Raw genomic sequence first — 19,405 nt, 5'->3', positions numbered from 1 at the left:
GCTCGTCTGCTCTCTTCGGTCACTTCATGATGCCCAGATCCGAAGAGTACGGCTCGTACTTGCGAGCAACAAGCGTCCGTTTCGTTACTCAAGGTGAAGGAGTGGTTGAATCTGAGTCATCACGTATCGTACACCTGTTCGAACGACCCTTGCCCCGTACTCTCTACGGGTGCCGACTCCGCCGACAGAAGCGCAGGTCACCAGCGCTGAGCTGCTGCACCGGGATCACCCGGTCGTGATGGGCGTCCTGAACGTCACCCCGGACTCCTTCTCCGACGGCGGGCGGTACGCCGACCTGGGCGCCGCCGTCGAACATGGCATTTCTTTGATGCACCAGGGCGCAAACATCGTCGATGTCGGTGGCGAGTCCACCCGCCCCGGCGCCGAGCGCGTGGACGCGGCGACGGAGGCCGCCCGGGTCGTGCCGGTGATCGAACAGCTCGCCGCCGCGGGCGTCCCGCTGAGCATCGACACCACGCGGGCCGCGGTCGCCGAGGCAGCCCTCGCGGCCGGCGCCGTGGCGATCAACGACGTCTCCGGCGGTCTGGCCGATCCGGGCATGGCCGCGGTCGCCGCGGCGGCCGGCTGCCCGTGGATCCTGATGCACTGGCGCGGGCACTCCCGCGACATGCAGCAGCTCGCCAGCTACCGGGACGTGGTCACCGAGGTGCGCGACGAACTGCGGGCCCGGGCCGACGCCGCGATCGCGGCAGGTGTCGATCCCGGTCAGATCGTTATCGACCCGGGGCTCGGGTTCGCGAAGAACGCGGAACACAACTGGGCACTCAGCGCCCGCCTGGACGTCCTCGTCGACCTCGGTTTCCCGGTGCTCTTCGCGGCCAGCCGCAAGACCTACCTGGGCCGGCTCCTCGCTGGTCCGGACGGCACGCCGCGCCCGGTCGACGGCCGGGAGGCGGCCACGCTCGCCACCTCACTGCTGGCCGCCGCCGCCGGCGCCTGGGGCGTCCGGGTCCATGAGGTCCGCGAGACCGTCGACGCACTGGCCGTCTGGCGCGCCACCGGATCGCCGCGACTCATCACCAACCAGATTTCGTACGGCGGGGAGCCGAGCTGACGTGCCACCTGGAGCGAGGGAGAGACCGTTGACCGGACGGATCACGCTGACCGGCCTGCGCGCCCGCGGCCACCACGGCGTGTACGACTTCGAGCGTGAGCAGGGCCAGGACTTCGTTGTGGACGTACACCTGGATCTTGATTTGGAACGTGCCGCGGCGACCGATGACGTGGCGGACACCGTGCACTACGGCGAATTGGCGTCCGCGCTGGTCGGAGTGCTCACCGGTGAGCCGGTCAACCTGCTGGAGCGGCTCGCCGACCGGCTGCTCGACGTCTGCCTGGCCGACCCGCGGGTGGTCGCCGCCGAGGTCACCGTGCACAAGCCGCAGGCGCCGATCCCGCACGAGTTCGCCGACGTCGCGGTGACCCTACGCCGTGAGCGCGCCCGGTGACCCGCGCCGTGCTGTCGCTGGGCAGCAACCTCGGTGACCGGCTGGCGCACCTGCGCGCGGCGGTGGCCCTGCTCGGCGGGAGCGTCCGGCAGGTGTCCGGGGTGTACGAGACGCCGCCGTGGGGCGACACCGAGCAGCCGCCGTACCTCAATGCCGTGCTCCTCGCCGAGGACGCGGCCGCGACCTCGCGCGACTGGCTTGCTCGCGCCCGCGCGTGCGAGGCGGCCGAAGGTCGCGAGCGGGACCCGGAACGCCGGTACGGCCCGCGCACCCTGGACGTCGACGTGCTGGCCGTCTGGGACGCCGAAGGCCGGTCGGTGGCCAGCGACGATCCCGAGCTGACCCTGCCGCATCCGCGTGCCCACCTGCGCGCCTTCGTGCTGCGCCCGTGGCTCGACCTGCAACCCGGCGGCGAACTGCCCGGGCACGGCCGGATCGCCGATCTGCTGAACGTGCCGGAACTCGCCGCCGACGTCGCCGCGGTGACGTCGCGTCCGGATCTGTCGCTAGAGTCGACCCTGTGAGCGCCAATCCCGACGGTCGCCCGACCGACCCGTCACTGCAGCCGACGAGCGTCTCGGCTCTGGTGGTCGCCGCGCTGATCGGCGCGGCCCTCGGCTGGCTGCTGCTCGGCTACAACCAGGTCTTCTACCAGCTCACGCCGCTGCCGTGGACGGCCGCGATCGTGCTGTTCGCGCTCGCCGTCGCCGAGGCCTACCTGGCGCACAACACCGCCGCGCGGATCCAGCGCAAGCCGGGCGCGCCCCGGGTCGAGCCGCTGGTGGTCGCGCGGTACGTCGCACTCGCCAAGGCGTCCTCGCTGGTCGGCTCGCTCACCGGTGGCTTCGCCGCGGGCGTGCTCGCCTGGCTGGCGCTGGAGCCCACCGACGCCGCCCAGTCGGACGTGCCGACCGTGGGCACCACGCTGTTCGCGGCCGCGGCGCTGGTCGGCGCCGCGCTGTGGCTGGAGCGCACCTGCCGGGTGCCGGACCGGCCCGATCGGGAGGACGACGGCTCCGACCGTCCGACCGGTCGCCGCTGACGTGCGGACTCGTCGTCGGCGGGTCTGAACTGAGTCCGCTTCGTATCCGTACTCTGTGCGGCGGGCGGGCTGTCCCGGAGTAGCGTGCGCCTCGAACCGCTCGTGGAGGCGTAAGGAGGCGCGGACCATGGCGTACGACGACACCACGATGCGTCGGCCGGGTGAGAGCACGGCCGAGAACGATCCGGCTGCGTACCGTCGCCGCGTGCAGTTCGAGGACGCCGTGGCGGGTGGGACGCTCGACCAGTCGTTGGCGGCGCCGGTGACCGCGATCCCGGCTGCCGCTCCCGCCGAGGACGACGGCCGCGACCGGCTCGGGGTGCACCTGGGCTGGGAGGTCGTTCTCCTGGTGGTCGCCGGTGTGCTCGGTTTCCTGCTGTGGCGCGAGGACTCCGCCGCCCTGCAGCGGCCGGCGCTGGACGGCCTGCTGGTCGCCGGTGCGGCGATCGGCCTGGTCGCGCTCGGCGCCGGGCTGTCGCTGCGGGCCGGCGTGCCGAACCTGGCGATCGGCCCGATCGTGCTGGCCGCCGAGTTCCAGTTCGCCGAGAACGGCGACAAGGGCATCCTCCAGTCGCTCGTCCCGGCCCTGATCATCGCGGCGGTCGGCGGCCTGATCGTCGGCGCGCTGATCCTGCTGCTGCACGTGCCCGGCTGGGCGGCCACCCTGGCCGCCGCGTTCGGAGTGATCACTTTCGACCAGCTCCGGGTCGACCCGGTCGCGGTGCAGGGCACCTGGGAGCCCACCGGCCGCGCGTTCCTTCTCTTCGGCGGCTTCGCGATCCTGGCCGTGCTGGGTGGCGGGCTCGGCGCGATCGGCCCGGTGCGCCGGTTCTTCGGCCGGATGCGCCCGGTCGGCGACCCGGCCGCCCGGCGTGGCTCCGCCGTGGTGCTGCCGGTGCTGCTGGCGCTGATCCTCTCCTCGGTCTTCGCGGCCGGCGCCGGCGTGATCCTGGCCGGCAACACGGCCGACCCGATCCGGCCCGGCACCGGGCTGGAGTGGACCGGTATCGGCCTCGGGCTGGCCCTGCTCGGCGGGACCAGCGCGTACGGCCGGCGCGGTGGCATCTTCGGCACGCTCTTCGCGGTCACCGGGCTGACCCTGTTCTTGGACTACCAGACCCGCCGGGAGCTGGACATCTCGCTCTTCGCGATCGCCGGCACGGTGTTCATTGCCGGGCTCGTCGCCACCCGGATCGTCGAGTCGTACGGTCGCCTGGCCGGTGCGGCCGCTGCCGCGGACTGGAACGCCGCGCCATCCGGCGGCGTCACCACCTGGTCGCCGACCCTGCCGGAAACCTGGAACACGCCGGCCGCCCCGGCCGCGCGCAGCGACCGGTGGGACGACGGACCTTGGGGCGCCACCCGCTGAAAGTATGCTTTCGGACATGACCATGCCCGGCTTCGCCGAACTGGACGCCCTGCCCACCGAAGAGCTGCGGGAGCGCGCTTTCGCCAAGGCCCGCGAGCACCACGACGTGCGCTTCTTCTGGTCGGTGCTGAAGCACCTGCCCGACTCCGACGAGGCCGCGTCCCTGGACGGCGCGCCCAACTCGATCGGACCGACCGTGGACGAGGCCGTCGCGCTCTGGCGTGAATTCGAGGGCCGCGACCTGGGCGCTCAGGAGCCGCTGCTGCGGGCCGCGTTCATCGACTATCTGAGTAATTAGGGCGTCGCGGGCATCAATCGCCGCCCTCCGGGCATGTAGTGACGCCCATCGTTTGAGAGCGTGGCCCCGCTGGGAATAGCGGGGCCATGGCTCTCGGAAACAGATACAAGACCGCGCCCGGTGCGGGCACCCTCGCCGCGCTCATACTCGTGCTGGTCTTCGGCAGCCCCTGGTACGGGGACTGGGCCGCGGACAACACCAACCCGAACACGGCGGGCGGCTGGTGGCTGCGCCTGCTGCACTGGCCGGCCTGGACGTTCGACACCTCGGAATCGCTGCGCGACGTGATCGTCGGCGACCTCAAGGCGATTCTGCTCGTCGTGCTGACCCTGCTCTTCCTCTACCTGCTGCCCGGCTCGCAGCTGGCCCGGGCCCGCGGCACGATCAGCCAGTTCTTCGCCGGCTGGGCCGCGTACATCTTCGCGGGCGGGTTCGCCGCCCTGCTCGCCACGCTCTTCCTGACCAACCCGTCGCTGATCAGTGCGTTCAACGCGGCCGGCAGCGGAGCGAGCTACGGCTTGTTCGTCGGCTGGATCGTCGGCCTGGCCACCCTGGGCGGCCGCCGCGGGACCCGATGAGCCGAGCGGGACCAGCCCGGACGGCGCTCTCGCCACCGGCTGACGGCCACTCGACGGATGTACCGAACGCCGGGTCGGTGTATGCCACCCGGCGTTCGGCCGTTTCGTCCCGGGCGCACTCTCGGTAACATCAGCGCCCATGCCGGAACGCGACTCTCAAGCGGGACACAGTGCACGCCTGCTCCGCGGCCTGGTCTGGGCGGGCGTAACCCTCGCCCCGCTGGCCGCGGCCGTGGTGCTGCTCGGTGGGAACTCGAACTCGGCGCGCTTCGCGGTGCTGCTGATCGCGGTCAGCGTCGTGCTGATCGGCGCGTCGGTGCTGATCCGCAGCGATCCGGTGTTGCTTCGGATGGATGTCGAGGATCGCGTCGCGGAAGAGATGGACCGGCTCCGCAAGGAGCTGAAGGCGGAAATATCGACGCCGGCCGGCGGGCCGGATCCGCATCGACCACCCCTGACGCCACGCAAGCCAGGCGGCCGGGTGCAGGTCGGTGCCGCCACGGCAAGTGGTTACGGTCCGCAGTCAAATGGCAGCGCTGAGCATGGAGTCGGCTTCGGCCCGGAGAGTGGCTTCCCGCCGGACAACGGCTTCGGCCCGGACGGCGGCTTCGTCGCCGACGGTTTCGGCCCGGAGGGTGGCGCTCAGGACGGTTTTACGCCGGACGACGGCTTCGTCCCGAACGGCGGGCCCAACGGCTTCGCGCCGGCGGGAAGTTTCAGCCCGGGCGGCCGCCCGCCGCAGGGCGCCTTCAACGGCCGGCCCTCCTTCATCGAACAGCCGGGCTACGACGAGCCCGGTTTCGACGATCAGCAGGGCTTCGACCCTCAGCCCGGCTTCGACGAGCCTGCCACCTACGGTCCGGGCTCCAACGGCTACGACGCCGAGCTCGGTTACGGCGACCAGCAGAACGACTACTACGACGAGTACGGCCAGCCCAGCGCGCCCGCTCCGGAACCGGTCCGGGGCAACGGCGGCCGTGCCGTGGTCGCGGGCAGCGCCCGCCCGATGTCCCCCGGTGGTCCGGCGGGACGCGCGTCGGCCGCGGTACCCACCGGTTCCGCGTCGGTCGGCGGCCCGGCCGCCGGTTCCGCCTCGGTGGGCTCGGCCTCGGTCGGTGCGGCTTCGGCCGGTGCCGTGGTGGCCCCGCCCGGCGGCTCGATGCCACGGCAGCGCGGTGCGGCCTCGGTGCCGATGCCGGCCGCTGGCGCGGCCCGGGCCTCCGTGGCACCCCCGCCGGGCCCCGGCGGCATGCCCGTCGGCCCGGGCGGCAGCGGTATGGGCGGTCCCGGCGGGAACGGCATGGCCGGCCCGGGTGGCATGGCCGGCCCGAACGGGATGGCCGGCCCCGGCCCGGCGCGACCCGGTATGCCCGGCCCCGCCCGTGCCGGAGTCCCCGGTCCGAACGGCCCCGGCGCCCCCGGTGTGATCCCCAGTCAGGTCCGCGGCGTTTACGGCTCCGGCGGCCAGACCGCCATGTCCGGCCCCCCGCGCGCCGCAGCCGCCGTCCGCCCCGGCGGCCCCGGCGGCCCGGGATACGGCCGCCCCGACGGCTACACCGGATCCACCAACCCGAACTCCGGCCCTCCCGGCACCGAATTCGGCTACCAGGACCCGGCGACCGGTGGCTACCAGGACCCGGCGACCGCTGGTTACCAGGATCCGGCCGCGGGTGGCTACCAGGACCCCTCCACCGGCGGATACCACGATCCGGCCACCGGCGGATACCACGACCCGAGCACCTCGCCCGGCTACGTCCAGGACAACACCTACGGCCCGGACAACACCTACGGCCCGGACAACACCTACGTCCCGGGGAGCAACACCTACGGTCCCGAGGGCGGCCCAGGGAACGGCTACGGCCCCGACAACGGCTACGACCCGGAGGCCGGTTACGGACCCGGCTACGGCCCCGAGGACGGCTTCGACCCGGACAGCGGCGGCTTCCCCACCAACCCGGAAGACTCCGCCCAGTACAAGGCTCGCCGCCACCGCCCCTCGGCAAACGACACCAACGTCGGCTCGCTGGCCGATTTCGCCAACATGCCCGGCTACCGAGGCGACCCTCCGGACCAGAAGAACTGGTGATCTGACCGCCCGGCAGCTGGCGAAGCTGCCGGGCTCGGTGACGACCCCGAAGAACCGGGCGCCTACTTGTCGATGTCGCCGACCACGAAGAACATCGACCCGAGGATGGCGATCAGGTCCGGTACCAGGCAGCCGGGGATCAGGGTCGCCAGGGCCTGCACGTTCGCGTAGGACGCGGTCCGCAGTTTCAGCCGCCACGGTGTCTTCTCGCCCCGGGACACCAGGTAGTACCCGTTCACCCCGAGCGGGTTCTCGGTCCACGCATACGTGTGGCCCTCCGGGGCCTTGACCACCTTGGGCAGCCGGACGTTGACCGGGCCGCCGATCCGTTCCACCCGGTCCAGGCACTGGTCGACCAGGTCGAGGGAGACCTGCGTCTGCTCGAGCAGCACCGCGAACCGGCTGTGGCAGTCCCCGGCGGTCCGGGTCACCACGGGCACGTCGAGTTCGTCGTAGGCCAGGTACGGCTCGTCCCGGCGTACGTCAAAATCCAGACCGCTCGCCCGGGCCACCGGACCGGACGCGCCGTAGGCGGCGGCGTCGGCGGCCGACAGGACGCCGACACCGACGGTCCGCGCCATGAAGATGTCATTTTTGTGGATGATCCGGTCCAGGTCCGGCATCCGCTTGCGGACCGCCGCGACCGCCTGCCGGGCCCGCTTCGTCCACCCGGCCGGGATCTCCTCCTTGAGGCCGCCGACCCGGTTGAACATGTAGTGGATCCGGCCGCCGGAGACCTCCTCCATGACCGCCTGCAGCGTCTCCCGTTCCCGGAACGCATAGAACATCGGCGTGATCGCGCCGATCTCCAGGGGGTAGGAACCGAGGAACATCAGGTGGTTCAGCACCCGGTTCAGCTCGGCGAGGGCCATCCGCAGCCAGATCGCCCGCTCGGGCACCTCGATCCCCATCAGCCGCTCGACGGCGAGCACCACGCCGAGCTCGTTGGAGAACGCGGACAGCCAGTCGTGCCGGTTCGCCAGCATGATGATCTGCCGGTAGTCCCGCACCTCGAACAGCTTCTCCGCCCCGCGGTGCATGTAGCCGACGATCGGATCGCAGTCGACCACCCGCTCGCCGTCGAGCGTCAGCTTCAGCCGGAGCACACCGTGCGTCGATGGATGCTGCGGCCCGATGTTGAGAACCATGTCCGCCGTCTCGAGCCCGGACCCGGTCCCGACCGTCATCTCCCGCAGCGAATCAGTCACCGACGCATCGTCCCACGCCCCCGGCGCGGTCCGTCTCAGCCCGCCGCTCGCGACCGCCACCCGAGGCAGGCGTCCGCTCCCGGCAGGCGATCCCCGCACGGTCGCCGTCCGAGATGCCAAAACTCCTGTGGTACGACAATGAGCACACCCACCGCACGCCCCCGGGTCGGCAGGAGCCCGCACTCCCACGACCGGGAGAGGGCGCCCTAGGCGAGGGCGAGGTCGAGGTTGATCGGGTGCCAGAGCCACCAGTGGGCGCCCAGGCCGGTGGTGGCGGTCAGCTCGGCGGCGGCGCCGGCGGTGGAGAGGGCCCGCAAGTAAGCCATCGGGTCGGTGGTGGCCAGGGACAGCGGTGGGCGCGCGCCGCTGATGCCGAGCGCGTCCAGGGCCTCGCGCTGGCGGACCAATTGGTAGGGGTGACCGGCCGCCGCCGCGAGCGAGTCGACGGCCACGTGGGCGGTCACGTCGCAGCGGCCGTCCGGGATCGGCGGGACCTGGCGGCCGTCGCGGAACCCGGTCAGCGTGCCGAAGGGCGGGCGCTCGTCGCGGCGGTGCCCGTAGTCGATGCAGAGCGCGGCACCCCGCCGGACCCGGTCCACCGCCTCCGACCAGGCAGCATCCCGGCTGGCACCGACCTCGATCCGCCCCGGTGCACGATCACTCCGGCCCGCCCCGGCCGCGTCTCGGCCCGCACCGGCTACCTCTCGGCCCGCACCGGCTACCTCTCGGCCCGCACCGGCCGCCTCTCGGGCCGTGCCGAGCTCGCCCTGGGCCGTGCCGAGCTCGCCCGGCCACCAGCGGCTTGCCCAGAAGAGTTCGGCCGGGTCGGCCGGGCCGCCCAGGGTCTCGGCGCCGGTGTGCCGGTCGACGAGGACCTTTCGCAGCCGGCCCTGCTCGTCGGTCTCGACCACGTCGAGGGGCACGTTGTCCAGCCACTCGGTGGCGAGCAGCAGCCCGGTCACCGTCTGCGGCACGTCCGGGCGCCAGCGGATCGCCGGGTTCAACCCGTCCGGCCGGGGTGCCTTCTCGACCGCGACCGTGCGGACCCGGGCGGCCAGCTCGGCGGGGAGCAGCGCGCACAGCGCGGAGAGCAGCTCGCCCCGCCCGGCGCCCACGTCCACCAGGTCGAACGTGGCCGGATGCCCCAGCGCGGCGTCGACCCGCTCGGCCACCCGCAGCAGCGCACCGGCGAACAGCGGCGACGCGTGCACACTGGTCCGGAAGTGATCAGCGGGCCCGGATTGGGGACGCACGAAGAACCCGTCCGCCCCATAAAGCGCCGACTGCATCGCCAGCCGCCAGCCGATCGCCACCATGCCGCCAGCCTAAGCGCGACACCGCCCCGCTCCGGGCATCGGCTGGCGCTGACGGGTGCCTCCCGGCCGTCGAGACAGCCGCCAGCGCCAGCCGGGACCCGGCGGCCGGGCAGCCACCGGAACCCGGCTGGGCCTCAGGGGTGTCAACGAGCGTCCGATACACCTCTGGAAGCCAGCCGGGGGACGGTGACGAACGGCTGGTGCGGTTGTTCACACGTGGTTGCTACGAGCGTGTTACGACGGCGCATACTGGCGCTCGACCGGTACCCCGAGACGAGGACTGGATCCATGAACACATTGACCGTGGGCCTGATCGGCGCCGGGCGAGTGGGCGCCGTGCTGGGTGCGGCGCTGAACGCGGCCGGGCACCGGGTGGTCGCCGCCGCCGCGGTCTCCGCCGCGTCGCGGGACCGGGCCGCGCGCCTGCTGCCGGACGCCGCGATCCTGCCGGCCGACGAGGTCGCCCGCGCCGCCACCGACCTGCTGCTGCTCGCCGTGCCGGACGACGCGCTGCGCGGGGTGGTCGCCGGGCTGGCCGGCACCGGGGCGCTGCGGCCCGGGCAACTCGTCGCGCACACCTCCGGCGCGCACGGGCTCGACGTCTTCGGTGACGTGAACGGCATGGCCCTGCACCCCGCGATGACCTTCACAGGCGCTGACTCCGACGTGGCCCGGCTGCCCGGGATCGCCTGGGGGGTGACCACGCGGGACCGGGTGTTCGCCACCCGGCTGATCGCCGACCTGGGCGGAGTGCCGGAGTGGATCGCCGAGGACGCCCGGCCGGTCTATCACGCGGCGCTCGCGCACGGTGCGAACCACCTGGTCACCCTGGTCAACGAGGCGGCCGACGTGCTGCGCGCGGCAGGTGTCGAGGAGCCCGCGCGGGTGCTCACCCCGCTGCTGACCGCGGCGCTGGACAACGCCCTGCGGATGGGTGACGCGGCGCTGACCGGCCCGGTCTCCCGGGGTGACGCCGGCACGGTGGCGAAGCATCTGGCGCGGATGCCGGCGCGGGCCGTCCCGGCGTACCTGAGTCTGGCCCGGCGCACCGCGGACCGCGCCATCGCGTCCGGGCGGCTGCGCCCGCACGACGCCGCGGCCCTGCTCGACGTGCTGTTCCAGGCCGCGGCGGCGCAGCTGACCACAGAAGCGGCGCTGACCGGAAATGACGCCAGCGAGACGACCGTGGGGAGCCCGGCATGACCCAGGTGGTGCACACCCGCGACGAGCTGGCGGCGGCACTCGACAAAGCCCCGCTCGACCAGGCGGCCGGCGGGATCGCGGTCGTGATGACCATGGGGGCGCTGCACGACGGGCACCGGGAGCTGATCCGGGTGGCCCGGCAGAGTTCCGCGTTCGTGGTCGTGACGATCTTTGTGAACCCGCTGCAGTTCGGGCCGAACGAGGACTTCGAGAAGTATCCGCGGACCCTCGCCGAGGACCTCGAGGCCTGCCGTGCCGAGGGGGCCGCGCTGGTCTTCGCGCCGTCGCGGGACGACGTCTACCCCGGCGGGCCGCCGTCGATCACGATGAACCCCGGGCCGCTCGGCGCGATCCTGGACGGCGCCAGCCGCCCCGGCCACTTCGCCGGCATGCTCACCGTGGTCGAGAAGCTGCTCCGGCTCACCCGCGCCGAGGTCGCCTACTTCGGCGAGAAGGACTTCCAGCAGCTCGCGCTGATCCGCCGGATGGTTGTCGACCTCGAACTCGGTGTGCGGATCGTGGGCGTGCCGACCGTACGGGAAAAGGATGGTCTGGCGCTCTCCAGCCGCAACCGGTTCCTCTCGCCGGCGGAACGACGGTCCGCTCTTGCTCTTTCCCGCGCGCTGCGCGAGGGCGCGGCGCACGGTGATCCCGAAGCGGTCCTGGCCGCGGCCCACAAGATCTTGTCGGAGGAGCCCGGGGTACGCCCGGACTACCTCGAACTGACCGGTCCCGATCTGGGCGCGGTCCCGGACGACGGCCCGGCCCGCCTGCTCGTGGCGGCCAAGGTCGGCACCACCCGCCTGATCGACAACGTCCCGATCGCACTCCGGAAGGCAGTCTGATGCTCCGCACCATGTTGAAGTCGAAGATCCACCGGGCCACCGTGACGCAGGCCGACCTGCATTACGTCGGTTCGGTGACCGTCGACCTCGACCTGATGGAGGCGGCCGACCTGCTGCCCGGCGAGCAGGTGGCGATCGTCGACGTGACGAACGGCGCGCGGCTGGAGACCTACGTGATCGCCGGTGAGCGGGGCAGCGGCGTGCTCGGCATCAACGGCGCCGCCGCGCACCTGGTGCACCCCGGCGACCTGGTCATCCTGATCTCCTACGGTCAGATGGACAGCGCCGAGGCGCGTACCTATCAGCCCCGCGTGGTCCACGTGGACGCGGACAACCAGGTGATCGAGCTGGGGACCGACCCGGCCGAGGCGGTCACCGGGATGGCCGACGAGCTGGTCCGCGGGGATCTCACGCTGTCCGCGCACTGACGCCGGGTGACTTTCCCGAACGCCGCCGTCGGACCCGACCGATCACCATATGATCGTAAATCGGACATCGGCGGCGTGCGGGAGGCTCCTTCATGCGACAGTGGCGTGCCTTCCTGGGCCCCGCTCCGCGCTTCGACCTGGCTGCCACCCTGGGCGTGATGTTGCTGCTCGCGGCGGGGTGCGGCAATCCCGGCAACGTCGACGGCGACCTCACCAACGACTGGGGCGCGATGGCCCCGGCGACCGGGTTCGAGCCGATGTCGGAGACCTGCCACCTGGCCAACTTCGCGGCGACCGGGCCCCGGGCGACGTACGAGGAGGTGGACTGCTCGGTCCAGCACCGCACCGAGACGGTCTACGTCGGCACGTACACCGGCTCGTCCGCGGACGCCGAGCAGCCGCCGGCCGAGTCGTCGGCGGCCGCGCGGGCCGCGTACCAGATCTGTGACCAGAAGGTGAGCACGTACGTCGGGGCGCCGTGGCGGACCGCGCGGCTGTGGATCGGGGTGACCCACCCGTCGCCGGCGGCCTGGACCGGCGGCTCACGCTGGTTCCGCTGCGACGTAGTGGAGCTCGACTCGATCGAGGACAACGGCGCGCTGGTGGAGCGGCAGGGCACGCTGCGCAACGCGCTGGCCGCCAGTTCCGACCTGGAGCTCAGCTGTTACGCGATCAAGCTGGACGACGGCGGCGCGATCGACACCATGCCGCCGGCGTCGTGCGGCAGCAAGCACAACGCGGAGTTCGCCGGGGTGTGGGAGGCGCCGTCCGACGCGTCGTACCCCAAGGGCGACGCGGCCTGGGAGGACTTCCACGACGGCTGCCGGACCGTGGTGTCCGCGTACACCGGGGTGCCCAACGACAAGGAGTTGCAGTACCGCACCGGAGTGGTCTCGCTGCCCGGCAACTCGGACGTGTGGACCCAGGGTGATCGTGGCGTGCGCTGCTACCTGTGGCTGGACGGCGCCGAGCTGACCTCGTCGTTGAAGGGCAAGGGGACCAAGTCCCTGCCGGTCCAGTACAAGTAACGGTGACCACTGATGACGCCCCCGCGGTGACGGGGACGCGGGGGCGGAGTGTACTGACCACATGTCACCTCTCGCGGATCTCCCGGCCCTACCGCGCCGGCTCGCCGCCGCCGAGCCGGGCTGGACCGAGACCACCGACGTGGTCGTGGTCGGTTCCGGGGTCGCCGGCCTGACCGCCGCTCTGCACCTGCGGGAGCAGGGCCTGCACGTCACCGTGGTCACCAAGGTCAATATTGACGACGGTTCGACGCGCTGGGCGCAGGGCGGCATCGCCGGGGTGCTGGACCCGCTGGACACACCACAGGCGCATGCGTACGACACGGAGATCGCCGGCGTCGGGCTCTGCGACCCGGAAGCGGTGAAGGTCCTCGTCGAGGAGGGCCCGGCCCGGATCCGGGAGCTGATCCGCCGGGGAGCCGAGTTCGACCGCAACCCGGACGGCTCGCTGATGCTGACCCGCGAGGGCGGCCACCGGGCCGACCGGATCGTGCACGCCGGTGGCGACGCGACCGGCGCCGAGGTGCAGCGCGCCCTGCACGCCGCGGTCCGCCGCGACCCGTGGATCCGGCTCGTCGAGCACGCCCTGGTGCTGGACCTGCTGCGCGCCACCGACGGCCGGGCCTGCGGGATCACCCTGCACGTGCTGGGCGAGGGCTCGGAGGACGGCGTGGGCGCCGTGCTGGCCCGCGCGGTCGTGCTGGCCACCGGCGGGATGGGCCAGATCTACGCGTCCACCACGAACCCCTCGGTCTCCACCGGCGACGGCGTGGCGCTCGCGCTGCGGGCCGGCGCGGCGGTCACCGACGTGGAGTTCGTCCAGTTCCACCCGACGTCGTTCGTGACGGCCGGGGAGACCGCGGTGCAACGGCCGCTGATCTCCGAGGCGCTGCGCGGCGAGGGCGCGCACCTGGTCGACGAGAACGGCGTGCGGTTCATGGTCGGGCAGCACGAGCTGGCCGAGCTGGCACCGCGCGACGTGGTCGCCAAGGGCATCCACCGGGTGCTGCGGGCCACCGGGGCGGACCACGTCTACCTGGACGCCCGGCACCTCGGCCAGGAGTTCCTGGAGCAGCGCTTCCCGACCATCATGGCCTCGACCCGGGGCGCGGGCATCGACCCGGCCACCGAGCTGATCCCGGTCGCCCCGGCCGCGCACTACGCCTCCGGCGGGGTCCGTACCGACCTGCACGGCCGCAGCACCATCCCGGGCCTGTACGCCTGCGGCGAGGTGGCCTGCACCGGCGTGCACGGCGCCAACCGGCTGGCCAGCAACTCGCTGCTGGAGGGCCTGGTCTTCGCGAAGCGGATCGCCGACGACATCGGCCGCGACCTGCCGGCCCAGGCCGACCCGGTGCGGATGAACCTGACACCGGCCTGGGTGGCCGACGCCGGGATCCGGGCCGACGTGCAGCGCACCATGACCCGGGGCGCCGGCGTGCTGCGCTCGGCCGACTCGCTGGCCGGCGCGGCCAAGGAGCTGAGCCGGCTGGCCGAGTCCCGGTCCACCCCGAACACCGCGGCGTGGGAGGCGACGAACCTGCTCACCGTCGCCACCGCTCTCGTCGCGTCGGCACGCAGCCGCCGGGAGACGCGTGGCTGCCACTGGCGCGAGGATTACCCGACCGCGGCCGACGAGTGGCGCGGCCACCTGCTCGACGCGATCGGCGCGGACGGCGCGATGACCCAGACCTTCCAGGAGATGTCTTGATCGACTACGTGTTGGACTTCGCCGAGGTCCAGCGGATCGTGCTGACCGCGCTCGCCGAGGACCTGGGCGAGCCGCCCCGTGACGTGACGAGCGAGGCCACCATCCCGGCCGAGCAGACCGACACCGCCGAGCTGGTGGCCCGGGCCGACGGCGTGGTGGCCGGGCTGCCGGTGGCCGCCGAGGTCTTCGCGGTCACCTCGCAGGGGCACGCCGAGTTCCGGCAGATCGCCGCCGAGGGCGACCGGGTGGTCCGTGGCGACGTGCTTGCCGTGATCACCGGGCCGACCCGGGCGCTGCTCACCGCCGAGCGCACCGCGCTCAACCTGATCAGCCGGATGTCCGGGGTGGCCACGCACACCCGCAGGTGGGCCGACCAGCTCGAGGGCAGCCGGGCGACGGTGCTGGACACCCGCAAGACCACGCCGGGGCTGCGGTCGCTGGAGAAGTACGCGGTCCGGGTCGGCGGCGGCACCAACAAGCGGATGGGCCTGTACGACGTCGCCATGATCAAGGACAACCACAAGCTGGCGGCCGGCAGCATCACCGCGGCGTACCGGCTGGTGCGGGCGACGTTCCCGGACGTGGCGGTGCAGGTCGAGGTGACCACGCTGGCCGAGGCGCAGGAGGCGGTGGCGGCCGGCGCGACGTTCCTGCTCTGCGACAACATGACCCCGGAGCTGCTGACCGAGGTGGTCGGCGCGATCGGCGGGCGGGCCGAGCTGGAGGCGACCGGCAACCTGACCCTGGCGACGGCGGCGGCGTACGCGGCGACCGGTGTGGACTATCTGTCGGTGGGCGGGCTCACCCACTCGTCGCCGATCCTCGACATCGCGCTGGACCTGCGCCCCCGCTGACCGGGCGGGCGGGCTGCGACGCGTACAAATAAGGGTCTTGATTGTGATTCTTAGGGGCACCCGTGCTGCTTTGCATTGACATCGGTAACACCAACACCGTGCTGGCGACCTTCGACGGCGACAAGCTGGTGCACAACTGGCGGATCAAGACCGACGCCAACTCGACAGCGGACGAGCTCGGACTGATGTTCCGGGGTCTGCTGGCCGGTGACGCGGTCGAGATCACCGGGGTGGCGGCCTGCTCCACCGTGCCGGCCGCGCTGCGCAACCTGCGCACCATGCTGAAGCGGTACTACGACGACGTGCCCAGCGTGATCGTCGAACCGGGTGTGAAGACCGGTGTGCAGCTGGCCATCGACAACCCCAAGGAGGTCGGCGCCGACCGGGTGGTGAACACCCTGGCGGCGCACGCCCTCTACGGCGGACCGTCGATCGTCGTCGACTTCGGCACCACCACGAACTTCGACCTGATCAGCGCGAAGGGCGAGTTCCTCGGTGGCGCGTTCGCGCCGGGCATCGAGATCTCCTTCGACGCGCTCGCCGCCCGCGCCGCCCAGCTGCGCAAGGTGGAGCCGACCAAGCCGCGCTCGGTGATCGGCAAGAACACCGTCGAGTGCCTGCAGTCCGGGCTCTACTACGGTTTCGGCGGCCAGGTGGACCGGATCGTCGAGCGGATGGTCGAGGAGATCGGCCCGGTGCGCGCGGTGATCGCCACCGGTGGCCTGGCCTGGCTGGTGAAGGACGAGTGCCGCACGCTGACCGCGCACGAGCCGATGATCACGCTGATCGGGCTGCGGATGGTATATGAGCGGAACGTCTGAGCACGGCTGAGTAGGCTTTCCAGGTCTTGCAGAGCCCACCACCACACAGGAAGACCGTGCCGTGACCGAGCAGAACGTGCCAGTGACTGACCCCGCCGAGGACCTGCCCGAGCAGATGAAGGTCCGCCGGGCGAAGCGGGACCGGATGCTGGCCGAGGGTGTGCCGCCCTACCCGGTCACCGTCCCCCGGACCATCACCCTGGCCGAGATCCGCAAGCAGTACGCGGAGGTCCCGACGGACACCGCCACCGGCGACCAGGTGTCGATCACCGGCCGGGTGATCTTCCTCCGGAGTGGTGGCAAGCTCTGCTTCGCCACCCTGCGGGAGGGCGACGGCACCGAGCTGCAGGCGATGCTCTCGCTGGACAAGGTCGGCGCCGAGCGCCTGGAGGACTGGAAGCGCCTCGTCGACCTGGGCGACCTGGTCGCGGTCACCGGCGAGGTGATCACCAGCCGGCGGGGCGAGCTCTCGGTCCTCGCCGACTCCTGGGCGATGAGCGCCAAGGCGCTGCGCCCGCTGCCGGTCGCGCACCGGCCGCTTTCCGAGGAAACCCGGGTGCGGCAGCGCTATGTGGATCTGATCGTCCGGCCGCAGGCCAGGGACACTGTGCGTACTCGGGCAACCGTGGTGCGTAGCCTTCGCGAGTCGCTCTTCCGCCGCAATTATCTCGAGGTGGAAACGCCGATGTTGCAGTTGCTGCACGGTGGCGCGGCGGCTCGCCCGTTTGTGACTCACAGCAACGCTATGGCCACCGATCTTTATCTGCGGATCGCTCCGGAACTGTTTTTGAAGCGGGCCGTGGTCGGCGGCATCGACCGGGTCTTCGAGATCAACAGGAACTTCCGGAATGAGGGCATGGACTCCTCGCACTCGCCGGAGTTCGCCATGCTCGAGGCGTATCACGCGTACGCCGACTACAACGACATGCAGGTCTGGACGCGGGAGTGGATTCAGGAGGCCGCGCAGGCGATCACCGGCTCGCACGTGGTCACCCACTACGACGGCACCGAGCTCGACCTGAGCGGTGAGTGGAAGACCACCACCCTGTTCGGCGAGATCTCCGCGGCGCTCGGCGAGGAGGTCACCATCGCGACCGATCTGGCCCAGCTCCAGCGGTACGCGGAGAAGGTGCAGCTCGGCGTCGACCCCAAGTGGAGCGCCGGCAAGCTGGCCGAGGAGCTGTTCGAGCACCTCGCGCAGGACAACCTGCAGCAGCCGACGTTCGTCCGGGACTACCCGGAGCAGACCTCGCCGCTGACCGCCGCGCACCGGGAGACCCCCGGCCTCACCGAGAAGTGGGACCTCTACATCGGCGGCTTCGAGCTCGCCACCGGGTATTCCGAGCTCGTCGACCCGGTCGTCCAGCGGGACCGCCTGCAGACCCAGTCGCTGCTGGCCGCCGGTGGCGACGCCGAGGCGATGCAGCTGGACGAGGATTTCCTCCGTGCGATGGAGTACGGAATGCCGCCGACCGGTGGCATGGGAATGGGAATCGACCGGCTGTTGATGGCGCTCACCGGCCTGGGCATTCGGGAAACGATCCTCTTCCCGTTGGTCCGCGCAGAGTAGCCGAACGCCCATTATCGCCCCCGCCATTGACGGGCGATGTCCCCCTGGCGTTATTGTTCTCCCATTGCGTGGGAGAGAACCTGTGTTCGGGAGGATAACGGCGCGTGGCCAAGCAGATCATTCACAAGCTGGTCGATGACATCGACGGCACCGAAGCCGACGAGACCGTCAAGTTCGCGCTCGACGGTATTCAGTTCGAGATCGACCTCTCGGAGAAGAACGCCGCTGAATTGCGGGAGGTCTTCGCTACGTACGTGACGGCCGGCACCAAGGTGGCTCGCGGCGGTGTGGTCGTCGGCGGCCGCGCGGCGCGTGGCCGGGGCGGTGCGGCGGCGGACCGGGAGCAGAACAAGGCGATCCGGGAGTGGGCCAAGAAGGCCGGTTACGACATCTCCGACCGCGGCCGCATTCCGCAGGAGATCGTCGACGAGTACCACTCGAAGGGCCCTGGTCGGGCCTGAGCTTCGTGACGAGAGGGCGCACCGGTCACCGGTGCGCCCTCTCTGTGCTTCCGGCCCGTCGTCAGCGCTCGTTCAGTACCGTTATCCACAGGAAGGGTGCTGTTGTCCACAGCCTGTGGACTGTGGGGATTTCGCTGTCCGCGTACACGTTCGGGTGGGGGAACAGCCGCTGAGCGTGCGAAGTTGGCTAAATCAACGTCGCGGATCGTTTCGAGGGGCTCCGAGGGCCCAGCGGAGTCTCCGGGCGGCGATAGAGTTACAGCACGGGTATCACCGATGCCCGTGCGCTGGCCCGCCAGCTGTTGAGACAGGCTCAACATTGGCGCACGGCACGTGAGGAGCACGAGGGCATGTTCGAGCGGTTCACCGACCGAGCGCGACGGGTTGTCGTCCTGGCCCAAGAAGAGGCCCGGATGCTCAACCACAACTACATCGGGACAGAGCACATCCTGCTCGGCCTGATCCACGAGGGTGAGGGCGTCGCCGCCAAGGCCCTGGAGAGTCTGGGCATCTCCCTCGAGGGCGTCCGTCAGCAGGTCGAGGAGATCATCGGCCAGGGTCAGCAGGCGCCGAGCGGGCACATCCCGTTCACGCCGCGGGCGAAGAAGGTGCTGGAGCTCTCCCTGCGGGAGGCGCTGCAGCTCGGCCACAACTACATCGGCACCGAGCACATCCTGCTCGGCCTGATCCGTGAGGGCGAGGGCGTCGCCGCCCAGGTCCTGGTGAAGCTCGGCGCCGACCTGAACCGGGTCCGCCAGCAGGTGATCCAGCTGCTCTCCGGCTACCAGGGCAAGGAACCGGCCGCCGCGGGCACCGCCACCGGCGAAGCCGCGCCGTCCACTTCGCTGGTCCTCGACCAGTTCGGGCGCAACCTGACGCAGGCCGCCCGCGAGGGCAAGCTCGACCCGGTCATCGGCCGGGAGAAGGAAATCGAGCGGGTCATGCAGGTGCTGTCCCGCCGCACCAAGAACAACCCCGTGCTGATCGGCGAGCCGGGTGTCGGCAAGACCGCCGTCGTCGAGGGCCTGTCCCAGTCCATCGTCAAGGGCGAGGTGCCCGAGACGCTGAAGGACAAGCAGCTCTACACGCTCGACCTGGGCGCGCTGGTCGCCGGTTCCCGC

At 71.5% G+C, this 19,405-nt stretch carries 20 protein-coding genes; 18 read left to right on the top strand and 2 right to left on the bottom strand.

Translation table 11 applies throughout. The features are described 5' to 3' along the window. Nucleotides 1-238: 238 nt before the first annotated feature. The 8 genes from folP to Apa02nite_RS25665 all read left to right on the top strand — a co-directional run bounded on the left by folP (nucleotide 239) and on the right by Apa02nite_RS25665 (nucleotide 6,842). Complete coding sequence (gene folP, locus Apa02nite_RS25700) at nucleotides 239-1,075, top strand: dihydropteroate synthase (RefSeq protein WP_203827288.1); 837 nt, start codon at nucleotides 239-241, stop codon at nucleotides 1,073-1,075. Between the two features lie 28 nt (nucleotides 1,076-1,103). Beyond that, nucleotides 1,104-1,469 (top strand): dihydroneopterin aldolase, encoded by a 366-nt coding sequence (gene folB / locus Apa02nite_RS25695; RefSeq protein ID WP_203827256.1) that lies wholly within the window; start codon nucleotides 1,104-1,106, stop codon nucleotides 1,467-1,469. Continuing rightward, a complete protein-coding gene (gene folK / locus Apa02nite_RS25690) occupies nucleotides 1,466-1,993 on the top strand; it encodes a 2-amino-4-hydroxy-6-hydroxymethyldihydropteridine diphosphokinase (protein ID WP_203827255.1) in 528 nt (175 codons plus the stop codon). Before folB ends, folK begins: the two co-directional genes overlap by 4 nt. Continuing rightward, nucleotides 1,990-2,511, top strand: coding sequence for a DUF3180 domain-containing protein (locus Apa02nite_RS25685; protein WP_239164562.1), 522 nt, complete (start codon nucleotides 1,990-1,992; stop codon nucleotides 2,509-2,511). The genes folK and Apa02nite_RS25685 overlap by 4 nt, the downstream gene beginning before the upstream one ends. Nucleotides 2,512-2,638: 127 nt before the next feature. After that, on the top strand, nucleotides 2,639-3,880 hold the full coding sequence (locus tag Apa02nite_RS25680) for an ABC transporter permease (RefSeq protein WP_203827254.1): 1,242 nt from the start codon (nucleotides 2,639-2,641) through the stop codon (nucleotides 3,878-3,880). A 16-nt stretch (nucleotides 3,881-3,896) separates the two neighbouring features. Continuing rightward, nucleotides 3,897-4,178 (top strand): hypothetical protein, encoded by a 282-nt coding sequence (locus Apa02nite_RS25675; RefSeq protein WP_373873057.1) that lies wholly within the window; start codon nucleotides 3,897-3,899, stop codon nucleotides 4,176-4,178. Nucleotides 4,179-4,264: 86 nt separating this feature from the next. Then, on the top strand, nucleotides 4,265-4,756 hold the full coding sequence (locus tag Apa02nite_RS25670; protein WP_067699149.1) for a hypothetical protein: 492 nt from the start codon (nucleotides 4,265-4,267) through the stop codon (nucleotides 4,754-4,756). Nucleotides 4,757-4,895: 139 nt separating this feature from the next. Beyond that, a complete protein-coding gene (locus Apa02nite_RS25665) occupies nucleotides 4,896-6,842 on the top strand; it encodes a hypothetical protein (protein ID WP_203827252.1) in 1,947 nt (648 codons plus the stop codon). A 62-nt stretch (nucleotides 6,843-6,904) separates the two neighbouring features. On the opposite strand, the gene Apa02nite_RS25660 is transcribed toward Apa02nite_RS25665, so the two are convergent. Both Apa02nite_RS25660 and Apa02nite_RS25655 read right to left on the bottom strand, forming a co-directional pair. After that, complete coding sequence (locus Apa02nite_RS25660; RefSeq protein WP_203827286.1) at nucleotides 6,905-8,029, bottom strand: NADH-quinone oxidoreductase subunit D; 1,125 nt, start codon at nucleotides 8,027-8,029, stop codon at nucleotides 6,905-6,907. A 227-nt stretch (nucleotides 8,030-8,256) separates the two neighbouring features. Further along, a complete protein-coding gene (locus Apa02nite_RS25655; protein WP_239164561.1) occupies nucleotides 8,257-9,366 on the bottom strand; it encodes an SAM-dependent methyltransferase in 1,110 nt (369 codons plus the stop codon). Nucleotides 9,367-9,654: 288 nt separating this feature from the next. On the opposite strand from Apa02nite_RS25655, the gene Apa02nite_RS25650 reads away from it, so the two are divergent. The 10 genes from Apa02nite_RS25650 to Apa02nite_RS25605 all read left to right on the top strand — a co-directional run. Continuing rightward, nucleotides 9,655-10,569, top strand: coding sequence for a Rossmann-like and DUF2520 domain-containing protein (locus tag Apa02nite_RS25650; protein ID WP_203827251.1), 915 nt, complete (start codon nucleotides 9,655-9,657; stop codon nucleotides 10,567-10,569). Then, on the top strand, nucleotides 10,566-11,414 hold the full coding sequence (panC, locus tag Apa02nite_RS25645; RefSeq protein WP_203827250.1) for a pantoate--beta-alanine ligase: 849 nt from the start codon (nucleotides 10,566-10,568) through the stop codon (nucleotides 11,412-11,414). Before Apa02nite_RS25650 ends, panC begins: the two co-directional genes overlap by 4 nt. After that, complete coding sequence (gene panD, locus Apa02nite_RS25640) at nucleotides 11,414-11,842, top strand: aspartate 1-decarboxylase (protein ID WP_203827249.1); 429 nt, start codon at nucleotides 11,414-11,416, stop codon at nucleotides 11,840-11,842. Before panC ends, panD begins: the two co-directional genes overlap by 1 nt. Nucleotides 11,843-11,934: 92 nt before the next feature. Beyond that, nucleotides 11,935-12,870, top strand: a complete 936-nt coding sequence (locus Apa02nite_RS25635) for a septum formation family protein (protein WP_083972032.1) — start codon at nucleotides 11,935-11,937, stop codon at nucleotides 12,868-12,870. A gap of 61 nt (nucleotides 12,871-12,931) precedes the next feature. Next, nucleotides 12,932-14,578, top strand: a complete 1,647-nt coding sequence (locus Apa02nite_RS25630) for an L-aspartate oxidase (protein ID WP_203827248.1) — start codon at nucleotides 12,932-12,934, stop codon at nucleotides 14,576-14,578. Then, nucleotides 14,575-15,432, top strand: a complete 858-nt coding sequence (nadC, locus tag Apa02nite_RS25625; RefSeq protein ID WP_203827247.1) for a carboxylating nicotinate-nucleotide diphosphorylase — start codon at nucleotides 14,575-14,577, stop codon at nucleotides 15,430-15,432. The genes Apa02nite_RS25630 and nadC overlap by 4 nt, the downstream gene beginning before the upstream one ends. 62 nt (nucleotides 15,433-15,494) lie before the next feature. Continuing rightward, a complete protein-coding gene (locus tag Apa02nite_RS25620) occupies nucleotides 15,495-16,253 on the top strand; it encodes a type III pantothenate kinase (protein WP_067699165.1) in 759 nt (252 codons plus the stop codon). Nucleotides 16,254-16,314: 61 nt separating this feature from the next. Then, nucleotides 16,315-17,823, top strand: a complete 1,509-nt coding sequence (gene lysS / locus Apa02nite_RS25615) for a lysine--tRNA ligase (RefSeq protein ID WP_067699167.1) — start codon at nucleotides 16,315-16,317, stop codon at nucleotides 17,821-17,823. A 104-nt stretch (nucleotides 17,824-17,927) separates the two neighbouring features. Next, nucleotides 17,928-18,284, top strand: a complete 357-nt coding sequence (locus Apa02nite_RS25610; RefSeq protein ID WP_067699169.1) for a histone-like nucleoid-structuring protein Lsr2 — start codon at nucleotides 17,928-17,930, stop codon at nucleotides 18,282-18,284. 350 nt (nucleotides 18,285-18,634) lie between these two features. Continuing rightward, a partial coding sequence (locus tag Apa02nite_RS25605) for a Clp protease N-terminal domain-containing protein (protein WP_275412521.1) occupies nucleotides 18,635-19,405 on the top strand: 771 nt, incomplete at its 3' end.

Source organism: Actinoplanes palleronii (genome assembly GCF_016862315.1).
GTDB classification, from domain to species: Bacteria; Actinomycetota; Actinomycetes; order Mycobacteriales; family Micromonosporaceae; genus Actinoplanes; species Actinoplanes palleronii.
This window is presented reverse-complemented; position numbering and strand designations above follow the sequence as displayed.